General features: G+C 62.9%; 16 protein-coding genes and 3 pseudogenes. 12 read left to right on the forward strand and 7 right to left on the reverse strand.

Annotation, left to right across the window (positions count from 1 at the left end; all coding sequences use genetic code 11):
• Nucleotides 1-87 precede the first annotated feature (87 nt).
• A pseudogene (locus ABVQ20_RS30245) lies at nt 88-1,464 on the reverse strand (M16 family metallopeptidase).
• Nucleotides 1,465-1,468: 4 nt separating this feature from the next.
• Nucleotides 1,469-2,824, reverse strand: coding sequence for a M16 family metallopeptidase (locus tag ABVQ20_RS30250; protein ID WP_354463348.1), 1,356 nt, complete (start codon nt 2,822-2,824; stop codon nt 1,469-1,471).
• Between the two features lie 1,122 nt (nt 2,825-3,946).
• On the opposite strand from ABVQ20_RS30250, the pseudogene repC reads away from it, so the two are divergent.
• Nucleotides 3,947-4,237: pseudogene (gene repC / locus ABVQ20_RS30255) on the forward strand (replication initiation protein RepC); the annotation flags it as partial.
• A gap of 189 nt (nt 4,238-4,426) precedes the next feature.
• A complete protein-coding gene (locus ABVQ20_RS30260; protein WP_354463468.1) occupies nt 4,427-4,615 on the forward strand; it encodes a cold-shock protein in 189 nt (62 codons plus the stop codon).
• A 32-nt stretch (nt 4,616-4,647) separates the two neighbouring features.
• Here the strand turns inward: ABVQ20_RS30260 and ABVQ20_RS30265 are convergent, their stop codons facing one another.
• The gene (locus ABVQ20_RS30265; RefSeq protein WP_354463349.1) at nt 4,648-4,866 is read right to left on the reverse strand and encodes a hypothetical protein; all 219 of its coding nucleotides are present in this window, start codon (nt 4,864-4,866) and stop codon (nt 4,648-4,650) included.
• 287 nt (nt 4,867-5,153) lie between these two features.
• Between ABVQ20_RS30265 and ABVQ20_RS30270 the strand changes: the two are divergent.
• Nucleotides 5,154-5,404, forward strand: a pseudogene (locus ABVQ20_RS30270) (hypothetical protein); the annotation flags it as partial.
• Nucleotides 5,405-5,618: 214 nt separating this feature from the next.
• Nucleotides 5,619-5,903 carry a Y4lK-related protein gene (locus ABVQ20_RS30275; protein ID WP_354463350.1) on the forward strand — a complete coding sequence of 95 codons (285 nt, stop codon included), beginning with the start codon at nt 5,619-5,621 and terminating at the stop codon, nt 5,901-5,903.
• A gap of 72 nt (nt 5,904-5,975) precedes the next feature.
• Here the strand turns inward: ABVQ20_RS30275 and ABVQ20_RS30280 are convergent, their stop codons facing one another.
• From ABVQ20_RS30280 to ABVQ20_RS30295, 4 genes are all read right to left on the reverse strand, one after another.
• On the reverse strand, nt 5,976-6,644 hold the full coding sequence (locus ABVQ20_RS30280) for a hypothetical protein (RefSeq protein ID WP_354463351.1): 669 nt from the start codon (nt 6,642-6,644) through the stop codon (nt 5,976-5,978).
• Between the two features lie 799 nt (nt 6,645-7,443).
• Nucleotides 7,444-9,099: a chaperonin GroEL gene (gene groL / locus ABVQ20_RS30285; protein WP_354463352.1), complete on the reverse strand. Its 1,656-nt coding sequence runs from the start codon at nt 9,097-9,099 to the stop codon at nt 7,444-7,446.
• Nucleotides 9,100-9,164: 65 nt separating this feature from the next.
• Nucleotides 9,165-9,461 (reverse strand): co-chaperone GroES, encoded by a 297-nt coding sequence (gene groES, locus ABVQ20_RS30290; protein ID WP_006203049.1) that lies wholly within the window; start codon nt 9,459-9,461, stop codon nt 9,165-9,167.
• A 324-nt stretch (nt 9,462-9,785) separates the two neighbouring features.
• Entirely contained in the window at nt 9,786-10,982 is a 1,197-nt protein-coding gene (locus tag ABVQ20_RS30295; RefSeq protein ID WP_354463353.1) for a DUF1173 domain-containing protein, read from the reverse strand.
• Nucleotides 10,983-11,350: 368 nt separating this feature from the next.
• Between ABVQ20_RS30295 and ABVQ20_RS30300 the strand changes: the two genes are divergently transcribed.
• The 8 genes from ABVQ20_RS30300 (at nt 11,351) to ABVQ20_RS30335 (ending at nt 22,493) form a co-directional block, all read left to right on the forward strand.
• Nucleotides 11,351-12,547 (forward strand): DUF932 domain-containing protein, encoded by a 1,197-nt coding sequence (locus tag ABVQ20_RS30300; protein ID WP_354463354.1) that lies wholly within the window; start codon nt 11,351-11,353, stop codon nt 12,545-12,547.
• 180 nt (nt 12,548-12,727) lie between these two features.
• Nucleotides 12,728-13,105, forward strand: a complete 378-nt coding sequence (locus ABVQ20_RS30305) for a DUF2958 domain-containing protein (protein WP_354463469.1) — start codon at nt 12,728-12,730, stop codon at nt 13,103-13,105.
• A gap of 174 nt (nt 13,106-13,279) precedes the next feature.
• A complete protein-coding gene (locus ABVQ20_RS30310; RefSeq protein ID WP_354463355.1) occupies nt 13,280-13,831 on the forward strand; it encodes a hypothetical protein in 552 nt (183 codons plus the stop codon).
• A 2-nt stretch (nt 13,832-13,833) separates the two neighbouring features.
• Nucleotides 13,834-15,987 carry a ParB/RepB/Spo0J family partition protein gene (locus tag ABVQ20_RS30315; protein WP_354463356.1) on the forward strand — a complete coding sequence of 718 codons (2,154 nt, stop codon included), beginning with the start codon at nt 13,834-13,836 and terminating at the stop codon, nt 15,985-15,987.
• A 73-nt stretch (nt 15,988-16,060) separates the two neighbouring features.
• On the forward strand, nt 16,061-16,537 hold the full coding sequence (locus ABVQ20_RS40695; RefSeq protein ID WP_494337957.1) for a UCP036055 family protein: 477 nt from the start codon (nt 16,061-16,063) through the stop codon (nt 16,535-16,537).
• Nucleotides 16,538-16,622: 85 nt separating this feature from the next.
• Complete coding sequence (locus ABVQ20_RS30325; protein ID WP_354463358.1) at nt 16,623-17,015, forward strand: hypothetical protein; 393 nt, start codon at nt 16,623-16,625, stop codon at nt 17,013-17,015.
• 90 nt (nt 17,016-17,105) lie between these two features.
• Nucleotides 17,106-17,738 (forward strand): DUF1419 domain-containing protein, encoded by a 633-nt coding sequence (locus ABVQ20_RS30330; RefSeq protein WP_354463359.1) that lies wholly within the window; start codon nt 17,106-17,108, stop codon nt 17,736-17,738.
• A gap of 216 nt (nt 17,739-17,954) precedes the next feature.
• On the forward strand, nt 17,955-22,493 hold the full coding sequence (locus ABVQ20_RS30335) for a strawberry notch-like NTP hydrolase domain-containing protein (protein WP_354463360.1): 4,539 nt from the start codon (nt 17,955-17,957) through the stop codon (nt 22,491-22,493).
• Nucleotides 22,494-22,498: the final 5 nt, after the last annotated feature.

The raw sequence follows: 22,498 nt of genomic DNA on the forward strand, positions 1-22,498 counted from the left end.
ACTCTCTAAGCGATGGAAGCCAAACGACAATCACGAGCCCGAACAGAACCGGTGGGCCGCCCGAACGGAGGCAAATGGGTCCTGGGCTCATCCTTTGCCCCCCAGCGGCGGGCCGACGACCATAATGGCGGGCTCGGCCGAAAGCAGCTTCTTCGCCGCTGCCTTCACCTGGTCGAGCGTCACCTGATCGATGAGGTCCGCGCGGCGCTGGATGTAGTCGATGCCGAGCTTGTCGAGCTGCCACTCGACGAGCGTGGCTGCACTCGAGCTGGAGGAACCCAGATTGCGGATGGCATAGGCGCCGATCAGATATTTCTTGCTCGCCTCGAGCTCGGACTCGGTCGGACCTTCTTCCGCCATCTGCTTCACCACCTTGCGCACCAGGCTGAGCGTCCCGGCGGCCCTGTCCGAACGCGTCGCCGTGGTGACGACGAGCGCGTTGGAATGCTGGTGGTCGACCAAGCTGGAATAGGCGCCATAGGTCCAGCCGCGCTTTTCGCGCACCTCCTCCCACAGGCGCGACGTGACGGGCGAGCCGCCGAGGATTTCGTTCAGCAGCTCCGCCGCGTAGAAATCTGGCGCGCTACGCTTCACGCCGGGATAAGCGAGTTGCAGCAAGGTCTGCGGAAGGTCGTAGTTCACCTCCACCTGTTGGCCGAGCTTGAGATCGACATCGGCGACGGGGGCGAGGGTCTGCTTCTGAGGCAAATCGCCGAACAGCTGGTCAAGCTTTTTACTCAGCGTCTTCGCATCGATGTCGCCGACCACCGCCACATGCAGGCCGTCGCGAGCGAAAATGGCCTTGTGGAAGGCGCCGAGATCGGCCGGCGTTATGCCGGCGAGGCTCTTTTTGGTACCTTCGCCCGGCCTCGAATAGGGATGCGTGCCGTAGATCGCGCGCAGCCATTTGCGCTGGGCGATCGACTCGGGGTCGCGCTCATTGGCGATGATACCGGAGAGGACCTGGGCGCGGATGCGATCGATCGGCTCCTGGCCGAAGCGCGGCCTGTTGACAGCGAGCCGAAGCAAATCGAAAGCGGCGTTCTGCTGTTCGGACAGCATGCGCATCGAGCCATAAATGCGGTCACGCTGGGCCTTAAAACTCATCTCGGCGCCGGCATCCTCGAGTTTCACCTGGAAGGCATCGCTGTCGAGATCGCCGGCGCCCTCGGCGAACAAGCCGGTCATCAGACTGGCGAGCCCCTCCTTGCCGACCGGGTCCTGCGTGGTGCCGCCGTCGAAGACGAAGCGGCTGGCGATGATCGGCACTGTATGGTCCTCCACCAGCCAGGCGTTGATGCCGTTTTCAGATCTCAACTCCTGGATGTTCAGGCGTTCAGCGCCGGCTAGAAGCGAAAGAGAATGGTGAGGAGAAGGGTCCCCAGCGGGGTGGCGGGGCGCGCTGCCCTCGCTTCTCCAAGGGGAGCGCGCCTGTGCAAACAAGCCACGGCGTTGGTGCGTCATCACATCACTTCTCCGTCTTGGGCAAGAGATAGCCGGTGGTCGAATGGTCAGGCAGGAGATAGCGGGCGGCGACCGCCTTCACCTGATCGGCGGTGGCCTTGCGGATGCGGTCCGGCCATTCCTCGACGTCCTGCACCTTGCCGCCGGTGGTAAGCGCGGAGCCATACAAATTTGCCATGTGGCCCTGCTTGTCGCGGGCGAAGATCACCGAGCGGACACGGCGGTCTTTGGCCTTGTCCAGCTCGTCATCGGTCACACCGTCCTTGGCGATGCGGGCGACTTCGGCATCGGCCGCGGCTTCTAGGTCGGCGAGCTTGGCATCGCCGCGCGGCGAGCCGTAGATGGCGAAGTTGGTGGCATCCAGCATGGTGCCCTGGAAATTCGCGCCGGCCTCCGCGGCAATGCCCTGCTTCACCAATAGCTGCTGGTAGAGCCGGCTGCGGTTGCCGCCGCCGAGGATATCGGCCAGGAGGTCGAGCGCCTCGGCCTCGCCACGTTCGGCCGTATGATAGGACGGCACCACCCATTGCGTCGAGAAGCTCGGGACCGACACGCGCGCGTCGGTCAGTGTCACCGTACGCTTGGTGTTCTGCTCCGGCTCGGCCGAGCGGATGCGCGGCGGCAGGGCCGGACCGCGCGCGACCTTTGCATAGGTCTTCTCGGCGAGCGCCTTCACCGTCTCCGGCTCGACGTCGCCAGCCACCACCAGCACGGCATTATTGGGCGTGTAATATTTGTCGTAGAAGGCCTTGGCGTCCGTGCGGTTTAGCTTCTCCATCTCCTGCATCCAGCCGATAACCGGGATGCGGTAGGGCTGGTTCTGCCAGAGTGTGGCGTCGACCTCCTCTTCCAGAACCGCCCGCGGATTGTTGTCGATGCGCGAGCGTCGCTCCTCCATGATCACGTCGCGCTCGGTCTCGATATCATCGTCGGTGAGGATGAGGTTGAACATGCGATCGGCCTCGAAGCTCATCATCTGCTCCAACGCCGAAGGCGCCACCGTCTCATAGAAGGCGGTGTAGTCGTAATCGGTGAAGGCATTGTGCGAGCCGCCGATGGCGGAGACGGCGCGGCCGAGCTCGCCGGCGGCATGGTTGGTCGTCGCCGCCTTGAACATCAGATGCTCCAAGAAATGGGCGATGCCAGATTTGCCCGGTGGCTCGTCGGCGCTGCCGATCTTGTACCACACCATGTGGGTGACGATCGGCGCACGGTGATCGGGGATAACGACCACCTCCATGCCGTTGTCGAGCTGGAAATCCGCCACCTCGCCGTCATCGGTGACGGCCAGAGCCGGAGCGGTCGACACCAGGGTGGTCGCAGCAGGCATGCTGCGCAGCCCGTCAGACAAAAGTTTCATCGATGGCTCCGGTTGTGGTGGTGGACGAGGGGCAAGGTTCGCGGCAAAGTGAGTTGTTCCTCACTTTGAAGACGCTGCGGCCCCGTCTCCCCCGATCGTGGGATAGGTGGATCGGGGCAGCGCCGAGCCGGATGAGCAACCGTCGTCATGTTGCCGGGCCTCACTCGAGCGTCACCCTTGGATGGATCGGAAGACCAGCGGCGCCGGTAGCTTTAGCTGAGGCGATCATGGAACAATTTCTCCATAGTCCGTGACGTGTCTGCGGATGACCGCGCATGTACCGTGCCAAATGAGAAAACCGTTTTGGCAATGTGATAAATCGGGCTCTGCTATGTTGCGTATCCGACATTGTCGGACATTGGACAGCGCCGAACGCGAAGCGCTTGCGGCTTGGGACGATATCTTGCCCGTGCGGAAGACGATCGAGCGTGCTGCCGCGGCGGGGGATAATATGCGCCTCGAACCGGCCGCGGCACTGAGAGGGTTGGAATGGAGTGGCGAAGCTGGTGAAGACCTGGAGACGATGGTGGTTACCGCGGAACGCTTCCTCGACAAGCAGGCCAGGGTCGCAACGAGCAGAGGAGTCAGGAGCGTGGTTGGCCGGAAGGGGAGCCGGCCGCCGGGCGACTCGCAGTGGAAGGGTGCTGCACCGCACACTCGGTATCGTGTGTGAAGAACGCATTGTCAGTGTTGGCCAGATTGAGCCGTGATGCTCTCGTAGAGGTTGCCCCCGTGGTTTTCGTCAGTGCAGATCGGGCGGAATTAGCAGCGCCAAAGGTTCGAGCGATTTTTAGATGCCAGCGTTTCTGCTTGCGTAATGACTTCGACAAAGGCGCATCCGTTTTTCGCATCCGTGAGATTGAGCGAGCGCCCATCGCCCAGCTCCCGTGCCGGGTCGTGTAGTCGCGAAAGAAGGCGGGTTAAAGCGCCGCGACGTTGATCCCGCAAATCCGGATCTTCCGTACTCCCGGCCCTCAACACTGACAGCTACGGTACGAGGCAGTGGGCGCCCCATAGGAAATCAAGGGTCTTGCTGACGCACACGGGAATGCGGTCGGCGGGGCCGCCGATACCATCGCAATGCTCGAGCGCCATGGTCAGCGCGCCGCGCGTGACCTTGGGCCATGGCTGGCTGACGCCATCGTCGCCGGTAGGCTCGGGTGGCCGCGCGCGGTCCCTTTGCTCGGCGCCTATCTGGGTGTCTCACCATCAGCGTATGAGGAGGCTTGCCATGTAATGGGCCAGGAAGTCGCCGCGATCGTGATTGCCTGCATCCTGCAGCGCGCTCAGCACATCAACTCGGCAGGCGATTGTCTGCGGGTGCTGACCGACAAGGCGAGGGCAGGGCAGTTCTCTGTCGGACCGATGCTGATGGCCGCGCTGAAAGCCAACGGGGCGACGGCGAGAATGACGGATGACCATCTTGGCGGAGCGATCTCGACCAAGCCGGCCGTTTTTATGAGTTTCGAGGAGGTTCTGGACGGACCAAGGCGTCCAGAACCTGGCTTCATCGCGAAGTTGCGGAGTGAGGCTTGGGTTTTGAACCGGGATGCCGGCGATCTTGGCGCGCTTGGCCGCCGCTTGTCGGCAAGGAATGCGCATATGGCGACTGGGACGGTGAGGTGGATCAACGCCTCCAAAGGCTTTGGCTCTATTCAGCCGGACAATGGCGGGCAGGACGTTTTCGTTCACATCTCGGCCGTGGAGCGAGCTGGCCTGAAGATCAATTTCGAGATCGAGCAGGAGCGACGAACCGGCAAATCGTCAGCTGGGAACTTAAGTAAAGCGTAAAGGCGAGCTTGATTCGACCTAGGTAAAATTTTCTAAGCTGGCGGCATTTCGAAGATCATTGACAAGCCTCGATTCGCCGCCATCTCGACGATCAGTTGTTCGATCGCCTGATCAGAGACGATCGACTGCGTCAGAGTCCGAACCTGCTTGACGAGATCATGGACCGGCAAAGGACCAACATCCGTGTCATCGAGCAGTTTGCCGATCTCGATCACCACATCCGCATCGATATCGCGTGGCAGGTCTCGCATGTGCTTCTCCTCGATGATAGGTAACATCGCGCCGTTTTACCTGGCTGTCGAGTGCGACAGACGAAACGCCTGCGTAACGGGAAAAGAGGTATTGATGCAAGTCGCGCCATCAACCGGTGATATATTGATGAAAATATGTCTGCCTCGCCTCGACTGTCGGCCGCAAGGCGAGATATGCGTGCATGTCTGAGATGACGACGTGCCGCCACTGACATCAACAGACCGACCGTTCATGGCTATTTTTATCCCTCCGCGACGCGAAGCTTCGCCTCCAGAGGAATGGACGACTGGAGCCCGATGACACTGTTGCAGAAGAACTTGAGAGAGCGGCCGATCGCATAACGGATATCCCGTGCGCAGACTTGCAGATTATCCTGCGCCGCGCTGCCCTCATGCTCAGAAACGTCGCCGGCGTGCATTGGAACCGGCGACCGAGGATGCCCTTATCTCCATCGCCGCTGAAATGAAAATTGGGAGATCGGATCTCATCAAGATCATTTTACGGGAGTGGTTGGAGACGAATGCCTATTTGCCGGTGGTCGATGAGGCGACACGGAGGGAAGCGCGTGATCTCGGAATTGCTGTGGCACAGGCTCGTAATATTTTTGACGTTGTATTAGCGCACAAGGGTTCAGAATCGCGCGCACGGACTTCCAGGTAGTCGGACTTCCGGAGCGAGCGCTACAAAGCTGGCCAAGGACCGGAATGAGCTTCGCTCGTGAGATAAGAAAGTCGACGAGAGGATGATCGTGATGACAAGTAGCATGCGGCCGATGAAGGCGAGTGAGATTCCAGCCTTCGTCGACCAAGTGATCGGGGCCGGCTGCGATATCTGCGCTATCGGCCACAGAGGCTATGTACTCGGTGACCTGGAGGAGATGGTGACGGCGGCGGAGGATCTCAAACGCATAGGCGAAGAGTTTGGCGATCGTGATTTTTTGCTACCGGAGATCGTCGCCTACCTGCGCTCGATTGGTCGGTACATAGAACCCGGCTCGCCAGCTTCGCATTGGTCCGAAAATCAGAAAACACAGTAGAGAAAGGCGCTCAGTCGGCAACCTACGACCGCTCGCTGTCACAGGGATCGGCTAGGGGGCGGTTCGCGGCATTCAGCGGCGGCCGAAGGCCAGGACCTCGGCTGTATAGGTCTCCACCACCAGGCTGAAGGGCTGGTTCGCCCCGGTATAGAGGATGGCCCGGTGCCGCAGCACCTCGTGGGGAATGACCAGCGCCCCCTTCCCCGCCGCCGGCAGCGGCGTGTCCATCTCCCATCCCTTGGGCAGCGGCGACCACAGCAGCTCGGCGCTAATGGTCTGGCGGCGGAAGTGCAGCGGCTGGACCACCTTCCCGAAGGGCTGGTCGGTGGTGTCGAGCACCTGGTTCATCTCGGGTGTGAGGCGCGACGGGACGTACCAGTTATCGGCCTCGGAGAGCACGAGCTCGCCACAGGCGAGCTGCACGCGGCGGTAGTGCACGGGTTCGTCAGCGCTGATGCTCAACGCTTGGCGGGCATTATCCGGCAGCAGTTTGTGGTCGCCCTTCACGCGATGGGCAACGATCTTCGCCTCCGGCGCCAGCCCGTGGTCACCACACCACCGTTCCAGCGTGAGCGTAGCGCTGGGGTGGCTGAGCAGGTCGGCGTTGAGGGTTTCCACCAGAGCCAGGGCTTGGATGCGGGAGGCGGTGTCGTTGGTGAAGGGGGTGCGGGCCTCGGAGGGTGACCCGACGGTCACCATCATGGCGAGGAAGGCTGCTACGATGAAATTTCGAATACCCATGCGATGAAATCCTTTGCGTTGTGTTACGAAGCGGCGTTTGCAAACGCAGCCTGTGCGCGAATTGAAAACATGGCGGCGCAGCCGCAACCACGAAACGCACCCTGCGCGCGACCGCTGTTCGCGATAATGCCGCAGCACCTGTTGCGCATCGCGAAAAGATGGCGCGCACAGGGTGCGGTCTTATAAGTAGCGCCGCTCTTACAGAGCCCTTCGCAGCCTGGGCTACCGCGCCGAAAAGTGTGCCGGCCGCGACTAGCAAAACTATGAGTGTGATTCTCCCTTGGCAACCCCCTGAGTGGCTCATGGGCTCAAACGGTGTATTTGGCGCAGGCGAGAGGGTTCTGCGAGCTAACAAAAAGTATTAAGGCCCGTTTACAGTCATAGGCTTTGCGAGGAACGCAGCGACAAGATTGACGAGGCCCGCAAAGCAGTCGTCGGCCTTCTTCGTAGCCCGGTGCGATGCGTCGGAATGCCTTGAGTGGCAGAAGGAGTTCTCCACCAGATGACGCCATCTGGGATACGCCCGGCCCGATCGGCCTTGGATCGGATGACCGCTGCGGCGCACAGCAGCCCGTCAACGAGACCGCGCCGTAGGCCATGGCGAGCGTGCCGACCACCGCTTGGCAAGAAAGCCCGCCCTATGGCGAACAGAATGAATTCAGTCATTGGCGTCCTCAATTGAAGTACCGCCGTATGGTGCCCTGGATCGGGCAAGGACGCCGGCCCCCTGTAGGCAAAAAAGGTTCGCCCAAAGAAAAAGGGCGGCACCGCTGCCGCCCTTTCTTGGGGTACGTGGGCCTTAGAAATCCATACCGCCCATGCCGCCCATACCACCGCCGCCCATGCCGCCAGGCATGCCGCCGCCAGCCGACTCCTTCTTCGGAGCCTCGGCGATCATGGCTTCGGTGGTGACGAGCAGGCCAGCGACCGAGGCCGCGTCCTGGAGAGCCGTGCGCACGACCTTGACCGGATCGACGATGCCCATGGCGATCATGTCGCCATAGTCGCCGGTCTGGGCATTGTAGCCGAAGGTCGCGCCCTTGTTGTCGAGGATCTTGCCGGCAACGATCGATGCTTCCGCACCGGCGTTGGCCGCGATCTGGCGGGCCGGAGCCTGCAGCGCACGACGCACGATGGCGATGCCGGCCGTCTGATCGGCATTGACGCCGGTGACGGTGATAGCCAGCGAAGCACGCAGGAGTGCTACGCCGCCGCCGGGAACGATACCTTCTTCGACGGCCGCGCGGGTCGCGTTGAGCGCGTCATCGACGCGGTCCTTCTTTTCCTTGACTTCGACTTCCGTCGCGCCACCGACGCGGATCACCGCAACGCCGCCCGCCAGCTTGGCGAGACGTTCCTGCAGCTTCTCCTTGTCGTAGTCGGAAGTGGTCTCCTCGATCTGCTGCTTGATCTGGGCAACGCGGCCCTGGATCTCGGCCTTCTCGCCGGCGCCGTCGACGATGGTGGTGTTCTCCTTGGAGATCGACACCTTCTTGGCGCGGCCGAGCATGTTGAGGCCGACGTTCTCGAGCTTGATGCCGAGGTCTTCGGAAATGACCTGGCCACCGGTGAGGATGGCGATGTCTTCCAGCATGGCCTTGCGACGATCACCGAAGCCCGGCGCCTTGACGGCAGCGATCTTCAGGCCGCCACGCAGCTTGTTGACGACCAGCGTGGCCAGAGCCTCGCCTTCGACGTCTTCCGAGATGATGAGCAGTGGCTTCGAGGTCTGCACGACGGCTTCGAGGACCGGCAGCATGGCCTGCAGGTTGGAAAGCTTCTTCTCGTGCAGAAGGATGTAGGCATCTTCCAGGTCCGCAACCATCTTGTCGGCGTTGGTGACGAAGTAGGGGGAGAGGTAACCGCGGTCGAACTGCATGCCTTCGACAACTTCGAGTTCGGTCTCGGCGGTCTTGGCTTCCTCGACTGTGATGACGCCCTCGTTGCCGACCTTCTGCATCGCTTCCGCGATCATCTTGCCGACCGACTCGTCGCCATTGCCGGCGATCGTGCCGACCTGGGCGACTTCTTCCGAAGTCTTGATCTTCTTGGCGTTCTTGACGAGGTGAGCGACGACTTCGGTGACGGCCAGATCGATGCCGCGCTTCAGGTCCATCGGGTTCATGCCGGCGGCAACGGCCTTGTGGCCTTCCTGGACGATCGACTGCGCCAGAACGGTCGCAGTCGTGGTGCCGTCGCCGGCGATGTCGTTGGTCTTGGACGCGACTTCGCGGATCATCTGCGCGCCCATGTTCTCGAACTTGTCGGAAAGTTCGATTTCCTTGGCGACGGTGACGCCGTCCTTGGTGATGCGCGGGGCGCCGAACGACTTGTCGATGACGACGTTGCGGCCCTTGGGGCCGAGCGTCACCTTCACCGCGTCGGCGAGGATGTTGATACCGCGCAGCATGCGCTCGCGGGCGTCGCGGGAGAATTTTACGTCTTTGGCAGCCATTTTTTACTCCTGGGCATTTCGCCCGAAATTCCGATTGGATGGTGCGGATGAAAGGCGGCGGCGTGTCAGCCGATGATGCCCATGATGTCGGATTCCTTCATGATCAGAAGGTCTTCGCCATTGAGCTTGACTTCGGTGCCCGACCACTTGCCGAACAGGATGCGGTCGCCAGCCTTGACGTCCAGCGGGACGAGCTTGCCAGCTTCGTCACGAGCGCCGGAGCCGACGGCGATGATTTCGCCTTCCTGCGGCTTTTCCTTTGCCGTATCCGGGATGATGATCCCGCCGGCGGTCTTGGATTCGGATTCGACCCGGCGAACGACCACGCGGTCATGAAGCGGGCGGAACTTCGACTTTGCCATTTTTGGATGTCTCCCTGGTACGGATGTTGAATGGTTCTCAGTTGCCGGAGAGCGTTAGCACTCGACCCAAGCGAGTGCTAACGTGGCGGTGAGATAGGCCGTAGGCAGGGACTAGTCAAGACGGAAGGTCGGCCGTCGGACCCATGGGCGGGAATTGGCGCCGATATCAGGCCGCGACCGCGTCCTGGAACGCCTTGGCGAGGTCCGTCTTTTCCCAGGAGAAGCAAGCGTCGCTGCCGGCCTGCGGCCAAATGGCCGTAGGACGAGGTCTGGGCAGATCGGTTTCCGACAACCATATGCTCGTCATGTGAGGGGCACTCGGTCCTACCGAACAGGCAATGGCGGCATTTCACCATCGGCCGTCCGCCAGATCCAGGAATCGAACTCCGGTCGGGATGCGATCAATTCGCCCAGCGTTTCCTCATATGCGCCATCGGAAGAAGGAGGAACGACGTAAAGTCCAACCGTTCGTGGCGGAATTTGCAATATCGCGGCCACGGCCGGCTTATCCGCCGGCAGGTTGTAGCGCAGACTCTTCACGCTGCGCTCTCTTACCCTGGCGAGCGCATCGAGCAACTTCTTTTCATAGGCGGACTCGTAGGGCACCCAATTCTCCGCCACCACCATGACTGCCATTTCCTCGATCACCGCCAGCCCCGCCGGTGTCAACCCAAAGGTGGCAATGGCGATCAAATGCGATGCCTCATCTGCACCCCAGAGAGCCATCTCGTTTTCAAAACGGGTTTGAAGCCGACGATGAAGGCTCTCATCCAGCAAGAACACGAACCCCGGCATGTGCTTGACGATTAACTTGTGGCCGCTGCGAGCCGTGCCGAATTCTTTGACCTCGCCGACAAGGATCATCAGCTTTCTGGGACCGCTCTTCGGGGGCAGCGCGGAAGCAAGCGCCTCTGCGCGCCTTTGCTCGATCACCGTTTTGTCGGCGGACCGGAACGGCTCTGGCACGAACAGGATTTTGCTGAGTGGACCGCCCCTGACCGTCATCTGTCCGGCGGCTTCGACGAGGTGCCGCCGGATATTCCACCAATGGCGCTTACCAGCCCATCGCGACATCCAGACGGTGAGTTCGGCTTCATGCCAAAGGTAATGAAGTAGACTGCGCAGGGACAGTTTCTTCGTGTCCCCGACCACGCTGTCCGAGCCTCCGGCGCCCACAGGAGACGCCGATCGAGCGCCAACTTTCGAAAGACTGAAATCCAGCTTGAGCGCCGCCATCCCGGTCTCTGAATCGACCTGGATCGCGCCGCCCATGAGCATGCCAAGGCCGGAGAGCTCATCTGGCGGCTCGTAGGCCGAGCAGGAGGGATCATGCCCGTCGCCCGAGAGCGGCATTCGCTTGACGATATACTGGTCGCCGACCTGTGCGATGTACATCGCCACACCCGGCTCCTTGCACAGGCAGAGTGGCCGACTCTTGCGCTGGTAGGCATCCGCCAGCACGACCTGCAGGTCAGACGCCGATTCCTCTATGACCTGGTCAGCAATTCTGAATCGTCGCATCTCCATGCTCCGGACGCCGCCGCATCCCCTTGATGCGCATTGATTCATGGTTTCGCGATTGAGGCAACCGCCATTGTTCTCGCCATCGGGCGAATGCGCCGGCGAGGGCGTGGCTTGGCTTATCCCGGTGGTGACCAGCCACTGGGAATACTGGGGCGCGTCTCGCCGCAGGACCGGATTGCGGTTGCGCTGGGGCCGGCCTGCGGCCAGTCCTCACCTTTCGCGCAGATCTCTGACGCAATAGCTGCCGCAGCGACAGCGCTTGTGCCTGGCTTGGCCGGCGCCGGGAGGGAGAGGGTGGAGCGGAATGCTGGCGGCGGGTGAAGGCCGGGAGAGAGGCTCCTGGCACCCGCCGCGGAGCAAGAGCTATGACCCAGATGGAAATTCAGGCGCCGAACCGGATCGGGAACAATGGTTACAAGGTGGATGTCAGCCGCGGCCAGCGCATTGGCCGCGTCTCGTCTGAGTGGTTCAACCGCCCGCCGGACGAGCGATATCTTTCGTTGGCCGATCTCCACAACTCGGTGAAGCAGCGATCCGATCGCAGCCGTACGCGCATCGTCGAAAGCGAGGCAATCCGCGTCGAGGCCAGCCGCGACAATCCCGAGCGCCTGACACTGATGCTGCCGCAGGCAGACACTCCCGTCGCCCCGACCCACTGGAGCTTCGGGCAGCTCGCCGGCCTCGTCGGAGCGCCGGCGAATTACCTGCGCCAGCTTCCGGCGCCGCTCGCCGGCATCAACCTGCAATTCGGCCTCACCTCACATAGGGCCGAACAGGTGAAGACGCTGGAGATCGAGAACGGCCGCCTTGAGCTTCGTGCCGTCACCGGGCCCGACTATGGCAGGATTTTCGACCATGAGCTGGTCGAGGCCGTGCAGAAGATTGCCGGCAACGGGACCGGAGATACGCGCTGGAAGGTGCCGGGCGTACTCGAATGGTCGACGGGAATCTACAACCCCAATGTCGACATCTCCAAGGACACGACGACGCTTTATGCCTCGGACCGCGACATATTTGTATTCTTGGTTGACGACCTGAATCCCATCGAAGCCGGGCGACTGCCGAACGGCGATCCGGATCTTTTCTTCAGGGGCTTTTACGCCTGGAACAGCGAGGTCGGCTCGAAAACCCTTGGAATTGCAAGCTTTTACCTTCGCGCAGTGTGTTGTAACAGAAATCTCTGGGGCGTCGAGGATTTTCAGGAAATCACCATCCGCCACTCCAAATACGCCGCCTCGCGCTTTGCACTCGAAGCCGAGCCGGCACTGATCCAGTTCGCCGAATCCTCGCCCATGCCCTTCGTCAACGGCATCAAGGCAGCGCGCGAGCGCATCGTCGCCCGGGACGACGACGATCGCACGACATTCCTGCGCAAGCGCGGCTTCTCGAAGGGTGAAACCACGAAGATCATCGAAGCCGTGCTCAGCGACGAAGGCCATCCGCCAACGTCGGTTTTCGATTTTGTGCAGGGCATCACCCGTGTTGCTCGCGACAAGCAGCACCAGGATGTCCGGCTCGAACTGGAAGGCAAGGCCAAGAAACTGTTCGACCTCGCTAACTGATCCGGCTCCTCGGCAAAGCGGCTCATCGCACCGTCGGCTTTCCGATCATCGCCACTCCAAGGCGCCGCTCCTCCCAGCCAGGAGGACGGCGCCTTTCGTTGTGACGGGTCAGGAGGTCGTAGAGGACTTACGGCCGCCCATCGCGGAGCAAGCCTGATGAGTAAAATCGCCCAGAATCCCATGCCCCTGCTGACGCCTAATCAGCGTGAACAGCTCCTCGCCAACGGCCGCCGGAGCGGCCGCGACCATGTCCCGGTGGTCAGGTTCTTCAATCCGGTCGACATCGGCACCTGGCTCGCCGCCGAGCTCGACGCGGACGGCGACATCATGTTCGGACTGGCGCAGCTGAACGAGCCGCCGGAACTCGGGTCCTTCAGCCTCGAAGAGCTTGCCACGCTCGAGCTGCCGTTCGATATGCATATCGAGCGCGACATCTTCTTCGCCAGCCCATATCCGCTCTCGGCCTATGTAGAAGCCGCGCGTGAGACCGGCAGCATCGCCGTAGCCATCCGCATCCTTTCCAATGGCGCGCGGGCTGGACGCCGGGAGGGTGCCTGATGCGCTTCCGTCCCTGGCCGAGACCCGAACCCTATCGGGACACATCGCGCAAACGCGCGGCCTTCAAGCGCAAGCAGCGCCTTGAGCGCGAGGCACTGCCGCTCTTCGCCGTAATCATCGCCGAAGGGCAGCATAGCGTCGACGAGGAAATGGTCCGCCGCCACATCTGGTGGGATGAGCGCGAGCGCGAGCAGCGCGCCCAGGCGCTCCGCCCGCTGGCGCGAGGCCCGTGCGCGGCTGTTCGCGCTGCACGACGGTCTCCGCCGCACTGTCCGAGAACTCTGGCGGGGTTGTCCCTATCCCGCTGATCCCACCTATCTGCTCGATCTGCTTCATCAGATCGCCGTCGGCCGCGTCGATCCTCAGCGACCGCCCTGGGTCTTCCACGGCAAGCTGATAGCGCGCACCACGCCTGATCCGTCCAGCTTTGACGACGCCTTCCGCCAGATCGGGCAGCGGAAGATCGGCGGCAGCCCGAAGACCACGCCGGCCGTCGAGTTCCTGTTTTGCGGCAATCTCGGTTCGGGCATCCTGTTCCTGCGCACCCGCGTCCGGCTCAACGATCCACCTGAGAGCTACTACACCCCTTCCAGCCACCGGCTGCGCGACTCCCATGCCAGCCGGCGCTGGCGCGCGGCCGGCAGAGGCAGAGGGCGGAGGGGAGGGTTCCTGACGGGTTTGGAGGTTCGGGGAGAGGCCCCGCACCGCCCGTCATGGAGACCCTGACCATGGCAAAGGCCAATCAGAAGATCGCAATGAACCCCTCGGAGAATATTGCCTACGACAAGCTTGTGCTGTCGCAGCAGAATGTCCGCCGCGTAAAGGACGGCATATCCATCGAGCAGCTCGCCGAGGATATCGGCCGGCGAAAGCTCCTTCAGAGCCTGAACGTCCGTCCTGTGCTCGACAGAAATGGAGAGGAGACCGACACCTTCGAAGTGCCGGCGGGCGGCCGCCGCTATCTCGCGCTCGGCATTCTCGTCAAACAGAAGCGTCTGGCAAAGAACGAGCCGATCCCCTGCATTGTCAATCGCAGCGCAACGACGTCGGTCGAAGAGGACTCGCTTGCCGAGAACGTGCATCGCGAGAACCTTCATCCGCTCGATCAGTTCCGGGCTTTCAAGGTTCTGAGCGACCAGGGCCTTGACGTCGAGGAGATCGCCGCCCGATTCTTCGTGTCGCCGGCGACCGTCAAGCAGCGCCTGAGGCTTGCAACGGTCTCTCCAAAGCTGCTCGAGCTCTACGAACGGGATGAAATCCGTCTTGAGCAGATCATGGCGTTTTCGATCTCCGATGACCATGCACGTCAGGAGCAGGTCTGGGAGCGCATCTCCAACAACTCGAACATGCAGGAGCCCTACTACATCAGGCGCCTGCTGACGGAGACTACGGTTCGTGCCGACGATCGCCGGGCGGTCTATGTCGGCGCCGAAGCCTATGAGGCTGCGGGCGGCGTTGTCCTGCGCGATCTGTTCGAGCAGGATTCCGGCGGCTGGTTCCAGGATGCAGCTCTTCTCGAGCAACTGGTTTTCGACAAGCTCAAGGCAGATTCCCAGGCCGTTCGCGCCGACGGCTGGAAGTGGGTCGAGGCGGCGATCAGCTTCCCCTACGGCCACACCTCCGGCATGCGGCGCGTCTACGCCGAACAGGCGAAGATGAGCGCCGAGGAGATCACCCGTTACGACGCGGCGAAAGCCGAGTATGACGATCTCGACGCCAAGTATGCCGAGATGGAGGAAGCCGACGAGACGATCGAGTCCAAGCTCGATCAGCTTGGCGCCGGACTCGACGCTTTCAGCGATCGTCCCCAAGTCTACGATCCGGCGCAGAAGGCCATCGCCGGTGCGTTCATCACGCTGGCCGCTAGCGGCCAGCTGCAGATCGAAGCCGGTTTTGTCCGTCCCGAGGACGAGGCGCGGGTCGAGACGGACGAGGACGACGAAGAAGCCGACGGTGAGGATCGCGACGTGTCGCATGCAGACGATGACGGCGCCAATCGCGTCGTCGTCAACGGCCGGCTCGTGAACGGGGCATCCGACGGCGCAGAAGAACCCGAGGATGAGGGCATCAAGCCGCTGCCTGATCGCCTCGTCTTCGATCTAACCGCGCAAAAGACGCTCGCGCTGCGCAACGCGCTGGCGAGCGACGTCGACATCGCCTTTGTCACGGTCCTCCATGCCCTCGTGCTGCAGGTGTTCTACCGGTTCGCCAAGGATAGCTGCCTGGAGGTCATCCTGACGAGCAACAGCTTCGGCCAGGTCCAGGGTCTCGCCGAGACGCCCTGGGCGAGGGAGATCGCCGAGCGTCATGAGGCCTGGGACCGGGATATGCCGGACAGCGACAAGCTGTGGGACTTTCTACTTGGTCTCGACGAGGCGAGCCGCAAGGCGCTGTTCGCGCACTGCGTGTCGCTCTCGCTCAATGCCGTCGTCGAGCCGTGGAACAAGCGGCCGGGCGCGCTTGCCCATGTCGATGCACTCGCCGCCACGCTCCAGTTCGACATGGTTGCGGCCGGCTGGGAGCCCACCGTCGACAACTATCTCGGCCGCGTCACCAAGGCCCGGATCGTTCAGGCGGTGCGTGAGGCTTGCGGCGAGGACTCCGCACAGCTGATCGACCACATGAAGAAGGACTTGATGGCACGTGAGGCCGCCCGTCTTCTCGAAGGATCGAACTGGCTGCCCGAGCCGCTGCGTCTCGACGGCGACGACGCGGTTGTCGACGCCGGCGAGACCGTCAGCAACGATGTGGCGGATGACACGGCCCTCGACGGGGATGCCGCCGAACTGCCGGCCTTCCTCGCCGCCGATACGGATCCATCATCCGATGAGTCCGCGATCGGCGCCGGCGACGAAACCGACCACCTCCAGGCCGCCGAATAATCGGCCTCCCGCTCCGCACCCGGCTCGGCATCTCGCCGGGCCCCTTTTTGTTTCCAGACATGGAGAAATACATATGTCCGCACATACAATTTACGATTGCGCTTCTCTAGGGAGCGTCGTCCGTTACTACGACGGCATACCGAAGCCGCCCGCTCGTTTCAGAAAAAAGCTCTCCGCGTGGGAGAGCCGCAATGGCACCGGTTGCCTGGTCAGGAAGGAACCGCCGCGGTCGCGAGCGACCTATAGCTCTCCAGCATGCTTCACCTTGCATGAAGGTGATTTTGGCGGGAGCGGCGTCATCGTCGTCTCGGTCCGGCGCACCTGGTCCGTCGAAAGCGATCTGCGTTTCGACATCGTCGAGCGTCCGGCCATCGGCATGGTCCGGGTCCTGCAGGACCTCGGCGACAGCCCGGAGCTCCTGCATCTCGCAGAGAACCGTGAAGCGGCCGGACGCTGGCTCGCCAGCAATTCGTACAGCCGAGCCTATCTCGAGGAGGTCTCTGCCGACGAGGTCGGCGCTGATGTCATCGAGGACCGCGGGGCCGCCTGACGTCTTCACCGTTTAGAACCAACCGACACAGGCCCGGGATCGGCACAAGCGATCGCCGGGCCTGTTCCGTTTCATGGAGATCGACATGTTCGACTGGAACAGAAGCTGCTCCTATGACGAGCAGCAGAAAAGACGCTTTCACACGACAGCGCGTTCATGGCTGAAGAAACTCGCCGCGGAGCTGGCGCTGCCGCCGGGCAGCTATATCGTCCGATCCAACAAGGCCGGGGTTGCCATCTCGGGTGAGGTTACCCTGCACCACGACGGCGTCTACATCCAGTTCGGCCAGTTCGGCCTGTCCTCGGGTCACGGCATTCTGATCCGGACCTGCAAGGGCCGCAAGGACTATATCGGTGGGCCCAACCACTTCGTCGCGCTGACCATGCTCGACGATATTCCGGCCCTCGCCGCGGCCGTCCGCGCCATCACCGGTGTCGGTCGTGATGCCGCACTTTCCGCGGATCGCCGCGCCGCTTGAACCCCCGCCCCCGCCGATCCCGTCATCCCCCGACGGTCACTCGCCGCAGCGCAGCCGCGGCGGGTGGCCCGGCCATTCCGGAGAAACTTCATGTCCAACCATCCACCGTTCAGAAAAGTGTTCGAGGGCGTCGTGACGCGCGAGCAAATGTTCGCCCTCTTCAATCGCCACAGCGATACTCCCGGTGTCGATCCCCTGTCCGACAAACCATATGCGTCGGAATGGTTCGAAATCGAGGCCTCCTCGTACCATTTCATGCTCGGTCTTCTGCCACCGCTGTTTCAGCGAACCGGCATGTTCGGCATGTCCGAATATAAGGCGGGCTACGTAACCAGCGTCTTCTTCGCGATCAGGATCCGCAGCCGCGAACGGTGGTTCCATGGGTTCTGCGATCTCTCCGACAAGCGCAGTCCTGACGCCATGCGTGCGGCGATCATTGCTCACGAGACGGGCGCCATCGACAGCATGACGCGTGAGGAAAAGCTCGAAGCGATCTGGTCCGCGACGCATGCCGACTTCAAGAGCATCGCCGGCGAGGCCAATCCCGAAGCCTGGCCCGTCGAACACCACGGCAAGCGGACCATCCTGGTCAACGCCGGCGAACAGGGGACCGGCCTCAAGCTCCTGGAGGATCTGTCCGACGAAGAGATCGACAGCCGCATGTCGGCAGCCCGCGCACGACGCGTGAGAAGGGGAGGGGGCGACGATGCGGACCCATCGTAAGCGGCCACTCCAGGCGGGCAAGCGCACCCGCGAGATTCATCCGTCGTGGTCCGTGGCGCCAAAGAAAGGTGACGGGGAGCCGCTTGTTCGAGATCTCTTCGCCGCCCTTTCCTCCACGTCGCTGGAGGGAGAGCGGGGCCGGAAGGAATGCGGCCTTGCCGGGGCGCAGAGAGCGTGCCGGCGGGGCGGACACTCACTTCCGCGAAGGACATATCCATGAACATCGTCACGACCTCATCGGCCGTCGCCCCGACGGCCGCTCCCCTTGCCAACCCGACGCCTGACGCCATCGATACGGCGCAGGCGATCCACCAGGCGGCCACACAGCTTCTGCCCTTCCTGGAACAGGGCAAGCCCATCACCACCGCGACATTACGCACGGCCATGACCGACAATTTCGGCGGCACCGATGCACAAGGCTTCTGGATTTGGAAGGACGCCTACGAGGCGTTCGAAGCCGCCCAAGTCCTGTTTCTCCACCGCTTCGGATCCGCGATCCTGTCCCGATCGGCCTCGCCGCAGGCGACGCTGGCGATGATGAAACGCATCGCCGAACTCGTTCCCACCCACACGCGCCGCTCCGACGAGAGCCAGGCCATGCAGCAGCTGTCGACGCCGCTCCCGCTCGCTTTCGTCACCGCCCACGCCGCCGCGATCGCCGCTTCAGACCTCGTTCTCGAACCCTCGGCCGGCACCGGCCTTCTCGCCGTCCATGCCGAGATCGCAAGGGCATCGCTTGCCCTCAACGAGCTTGCCGCGACACGCGCCGATCTGCTCGGCCTGCTGTTTCCGCGGGTTCCCATTTCCCGGCATGACGCAGCCCATATCGACGATCATCTCGATCCCGCCATCGAGCCGTCCGTCGTTCTGATGAACCCGCCCTTTACCGTGGGCGCCTATGTGGACGGCCATGTCGCCGATGCGGCATGGCGGCATCTCTCCTCCGCGTTCGCACGCCTTCGCGCCGACGGCCGTCTTGTCGCGATCACGGGCACCGATCTTTCGCCCGAAAACCCCAAATGGCGGCCCGCCTTTGAGCGGCTACAGCAGCAGGGCAGGATCGTCTTTACCGCGGCAATCGACGGCCGCATCTATGCCCGCCATGGCACGACCGCCGAAACCCGCCTGACGATCATCGACAAGACCGCCGCCGCCGACCCATCCATGTTCGTCACCTCGCCGGGCAAGACTCCGAATGTCGAGACGCTGCTCTCCTGGATCTCTGACCTGCCGCCCCGGACACCGGGCGGCTTTCGGGACTCGATCGGCGCGCTGTCGAACGGGATCCTGCGCAAGACAGCAATGCAGATGGCCGGTCGGTCCGCGGTAAGCATCGCACTCATCCCCGCCTCGGCGGCTGCCCCGAAGACCATCCGGCCAGCCCACCCGGTTGCCCGGACGAAGCCCGCCCGACCAGCCATGGCCAGCAGCGCGCCTGTCCTCCCGCTTGCCTATAAGCTGCGCGACTGGATGCCGGAGGAGGGCGGCCGGCTCATCGACACGATCTATGAGCCCTATGCGCTCCAGTCGATCCACATCTCGCGCGCCAAGCCGCATCCGACACCGCTGGTGCAGTCGGCGGCCATGGCCTCGGTCGCGCCGCCGAAGCCGTCCTACCGACCCCTCCTGCCTGATGCGATCATCGACGACGGCTTGCTGTCCGACGCCCAGATCGAGAGCGTGATCTATGCCGGCGAAGCCCACTCCGGCCATCTCGCAGGAGCCTGGACTGTCAACGAAACCTGCGATGTGGTCGCGGCCGCCCCTGAAGGCGCCGAGAATGCGGTCCGCTTCCGCCGTGGATGGTTTCTTGGTGACGGAACCGGCTGCGGCAAGGGCCGACAGGTCGCCGGCATCATCCTCGACAATTGGCTGCAGGGCCGCCGCCGCGCCATCTGGATTTCCAAGTCGGACAAGCTGCTCGAAGACGCCCAGCGCGATTGGGCAGCACTTGGCCAGGAACGTCTCCTCGTCCAGCCGCTCTCGCGCTATCGGCAGGGCACGCCCATCCGCCTTGCCGAAGGCATCCTCTTCACCACCTATGCGACGCTCCGCCCGCAGGAGCGCGATGGCAAGAAGTCCCGGATCGCCCAGATCCTCGACTGGGTCGGCCAAGAGGCGGGGAGGGCTGCAGGCCCGACTGGGACTGAGGAAAAGGTAACGAGGAGCGGCGAGGCCGCGACAGGGACCAAAAAGCACTTTGATGGCGTCATCGTTTTCGACGAGGCGCACGCCATGGCGAACGCAGCCGGCGGCAAAGGCGAGCGTGGCGACGTCGCCCCGTCACAGCAAGGCAAGGCCGGACTGCGATTGCAGCACGCCCTCCCAGACGCCCGCGTCGTCTACGTGTCGGCGACTGGAGCGACGGCGGTCGAGAACCTGGCCTACGCCCAGCGGCTCGGCATCTGGGGCAGCGAGGACTTTCCGTTCGCCAACCGGGCCGAGTTCGTCGCGGCCATCGAGGACGGAGGCGTGGCAGCAATGGAGGTCCTCGCCCGCGACCTCAAATCGCTCGGCCTCTACATGTCGCGCTCGCTCTCCTATGACGGCGTCAAATACGACCTCCTCGAGCATGAGCTGACCGAGGAACAAATCCGCATCTACAATTCCTATGCCGACGCCTTCCAGGTCATCCACAACAACCTGAATGCCGCGCTCGAGGCCGCCAACATCACCAGCGATTCCGCAACGCTGAACCGCAACGCCAAATCGGCGGCGCGGTCGGCCTTCGAGAGCACCAAGCAGCGCTTCTTCAGCCATCTGATAACCTCGATGATGACGCCGACGCTGATCGGCGCCATCGAGCAGGACCGCGCCGAAGGCCATTCGGCGGTCGTGCAGATCGTCTCGACCGGCGAAGCGCTGATGGAACGGCGGCTGGCCGAGCTCCCGACCGAAGAATGGGCGGATCTGCATGTCGACGTGACGCCGCGCGAATACGTCGGCGGGTATCTGATGCATTCCTTCCCGACACAGCTGTTCGAGGAATATTCAGACGCCGAGGGCAACGTCTATTCGCGGCCGGTCCACGATGCCGACGGCAACCCGGTCCAGTGCCGGGAGGCAGTTCGCCGGCGCGACGGAATGATCGAAAAACTCGCATCGCTGCCGCCGGTCGGCAGCGCACTCGACCAGATTCTCCACCATTTCGGTACCGACACCGTCGCCGAGGTGACAGGCCGCTCGCGGCGGATCGTCAGGAAGACCGGCCGCGACGGCGTCGACCGGCTTGCAGTCGAGAACCGTCCGGGCTCAGCCAATCTCGCCGAGACGCAGAGTTTTATGGACGACGACAAGGGCGTGCTGATCTTTTCCGACGCCGGCGGCACCGGCCGCTCTTATCACGCCGATCTCGGGGCTCGAAACCAGAGACTGCGCAAGCACTATCTGCTTGAAGCCGGCTGGCGCGCCGACAACGCCATCCAGGGTCTCGGGCGGACCCACCGTACCAATCAGGCGCAGCCGCCACTGTTCCGGCCCATGGCCGCCAATGTGAAGGCCGGCAAGCGCTTCCTGTCGACCATCGCGCGGCGGCTCGACACGCTGGGTGCAATCACGCGCGGCCAGCGCCAGACCGGCGGGGCAGGGCTGTTCAGGTCGGAGGATAATCTCGAAAGCCCGTATGCACGCGCCGCCCTACGCCAGTTCTACTATCTTCTGCATCAAGGCAAGATCGACGGCTGCTCGCTCACGACCTTCGAAGCCGTCACCGGCCTGTCGCTGACGACAGACGAGGGCGGCTTGCGCGATGAGTTGCCGCCGATCACGACCTGGTTGAACCGCCTGCTGGCACTGCGCATCGAAACCCAGAACCTTTTATTCGAGGTGTTCGAGCAGCTGATGGCGGCGAAGGTCGAGGGCGCAATCGCCGCAGGCAACTACGACAGGGGTCTGGAGACGATCACGGCGGAAAGCATCGCCGTCACCAATCGGCGCACCGTCTATACGTATCCGGTCTCGGGCGCGCAGTCGCATGTGCTGACCATCGCGCGCAAGGACCGCATCCGGCCGCTCGGTCTGGTAGACGCGCTGGCCATTGCCCGCGCGGAACCGCAATCGGTTCTGCTGGTCAACACCCGGTCGAACCGCGGGGCAATCCAACTGGCGACAGCAAGCCTGATGCTCGACGACGGCGCAATAGAACACCGCGTACGCCTGCTGCGGCCAACCGACGAGCTGCGCTTTGGCCTCGACGCCCTTGCCGAAACCCATTGGCAGCCGGCTGACAGAAAACTGTTCTGCGAGCTGTGGCAGGCTGAAGTGATCGCCGTCCCGGAGTTCACCACCAGCACATTCCACATCGTCACCGGCCTTCTGCTGCCGATCTGGCGGCGGCTGCCGGACCATGACTGCCAAGTCTACCGCCTCCAGACCGATACGGGCGAACGCATTATCGGGCGCCACGTCGCGCCAACGCTGGTCGCGACGATGTTGCGCAATCTCGGTCTCCACGATGTGCCGACGCTTGCACCGGACGAAGCTTGGAAGGGTCTGGTCGACGGACGGATAGGGTTGCAGCTTGCCGACGGCCTGGTCCTGCGCCGCAGCCGGGTCATGAACGACTACCGTGTCGAGCTGATCGGCTTCACCGACGCGATGGCCCCCCGGTTGAAGGCCTTGGGCCTGATCTCCGAAATCATCTCCTGGAAGCTCAGGCTATTCATTCCGACCTCTACGCAGGGCTCTGCCATGCTTGCTTCGCTGCTTGAGCGCCATACGCTGGTTGGGGTCACCGATCGCACAGCCGCGGCGTGAAGGGA

Source organism: Mesorhizobium shangrilense, assembly GCF_040537815.1.
Lineage (GTDB): Bacteria > Pseudomonadota > Alphaproteobacteria > Rhizobiales > Rhizobiaceae > Mesorhizobium > Mesorhizobium shangrilense.

Bases quoted from the DNA above. Each gene is read 5' to 3' on its own strand.
- ABVQ20_RS30335 (WP_354463360.1), top strand. From the start codon at position 17,955: ATGAACATCGTCACGACCTCATCGGCCGTCGCCCCGACGGCCGCTCCC.
- ABVQ20_RS30260 (WP_354463468.1), top strand. From the start codon at position 4,427: ATGGCGACTGGGACGGTGAGGTGGATCAACGCCTCCAAAGGCTTTGGC.
- groL (WP_354463352.1), bottom strand. From the start codon at position 9,099: ATGGCTGCCAAAGACGTAAAATTCTCCCGCGACGCCCGCGAGCGCATG.
- ABVQ20_RS30280 (WP_354463351.1), bottom strand. From the start codon at position 6,644: ATGGGTATTCGAAATTTCATCGTAGCAGCCTTCCTCGCCATGATGGTG.
- ABVQ20_RS30305 (WP_354463469.1), top strand. From the start codon at position 12,728: ATGCCCCTGCTGACGCCTAATCAGCGTGAACAGCTCCTCGCCAACGGC.
- ABVQ20_RS30330 (WP_354463359.1), top strand. From the start codon at position 17,106: ATGTCCAACCATCCACCGTTCAGAAAAGTGTTCGAGGGCGTCGTGACG.
- ABVQ20_RS30315 (WP_354463356.1), top strand. From the start codon at position 13,834: ATGGCAAAGGCCAATCAGAAGATCGCAATGAACCCCTCGGAGAATATT.
- ABVQ20_RS40695 (WP_494337957.1), top strand. From the start codon at position 16,061: ATGTCCGCACATACAATTTACGATTGCGCTTCTCTAGGGAGCGTCGTC.
- ABVQ20_RS30310 (WP_354463355.1), top strand. From the start codon at position 13,280: ATGAGCGCGAGCGCGAGCAGCGCGCCCAGGCGCTCCGCCCGCTGGCGC.
- ABVQ20_RS30265 (WP_354463349.1), bottom strand. From the start codon at position 4,866: ATGCGAGACCTGCCACGCGATATCGATGCGGATGTGGTGATCGAGATC.
- ABVQ20_RS30275 (WP_354463350.1), top strand. From the start codon at position 5,619: ATGACAAGTAGCATGCGGCCGATGAAGGCGAGTGAGATTCCAGCCTTC.
- ABVQ20_RS30295 (WP_354463353.1), bottom strand. From the start codon at position 10,982: ATGCGACGATTCAGAATTGCTGACCAGGTCATAGAGGAATCGGCGTCT.
- groES (WP_006203049.1), bottom strand. From the start codon at position 9,461: ATGGCAAAGTCGAAGTTCCGCCCGCTTCATGACCGCGTGGTCGTTCGC.
- ABVQ20_RS30325 (WP_354463358.1), top strand. From the start codon at position 16,623: ATGTTCGACTGGAACAGAAGCTGCTCCTATGACGAGCAGCAGAAAAGA.
- ABVQ20_RS30300 (WP_354463354.1), top strand. From the start codon at position 11,351: ATGACCCAGATGGAAATTCAGGCGCCGAACCGGATCGGGAACAATGGT.
- ABVQ20_RS30250 (WP_354463348.1), bottom strand. From the start codon at position 2,824: ATGAAACTTTTGTCTGACGGGCTGCGCAGCATGCCTGCTGCGACCACC.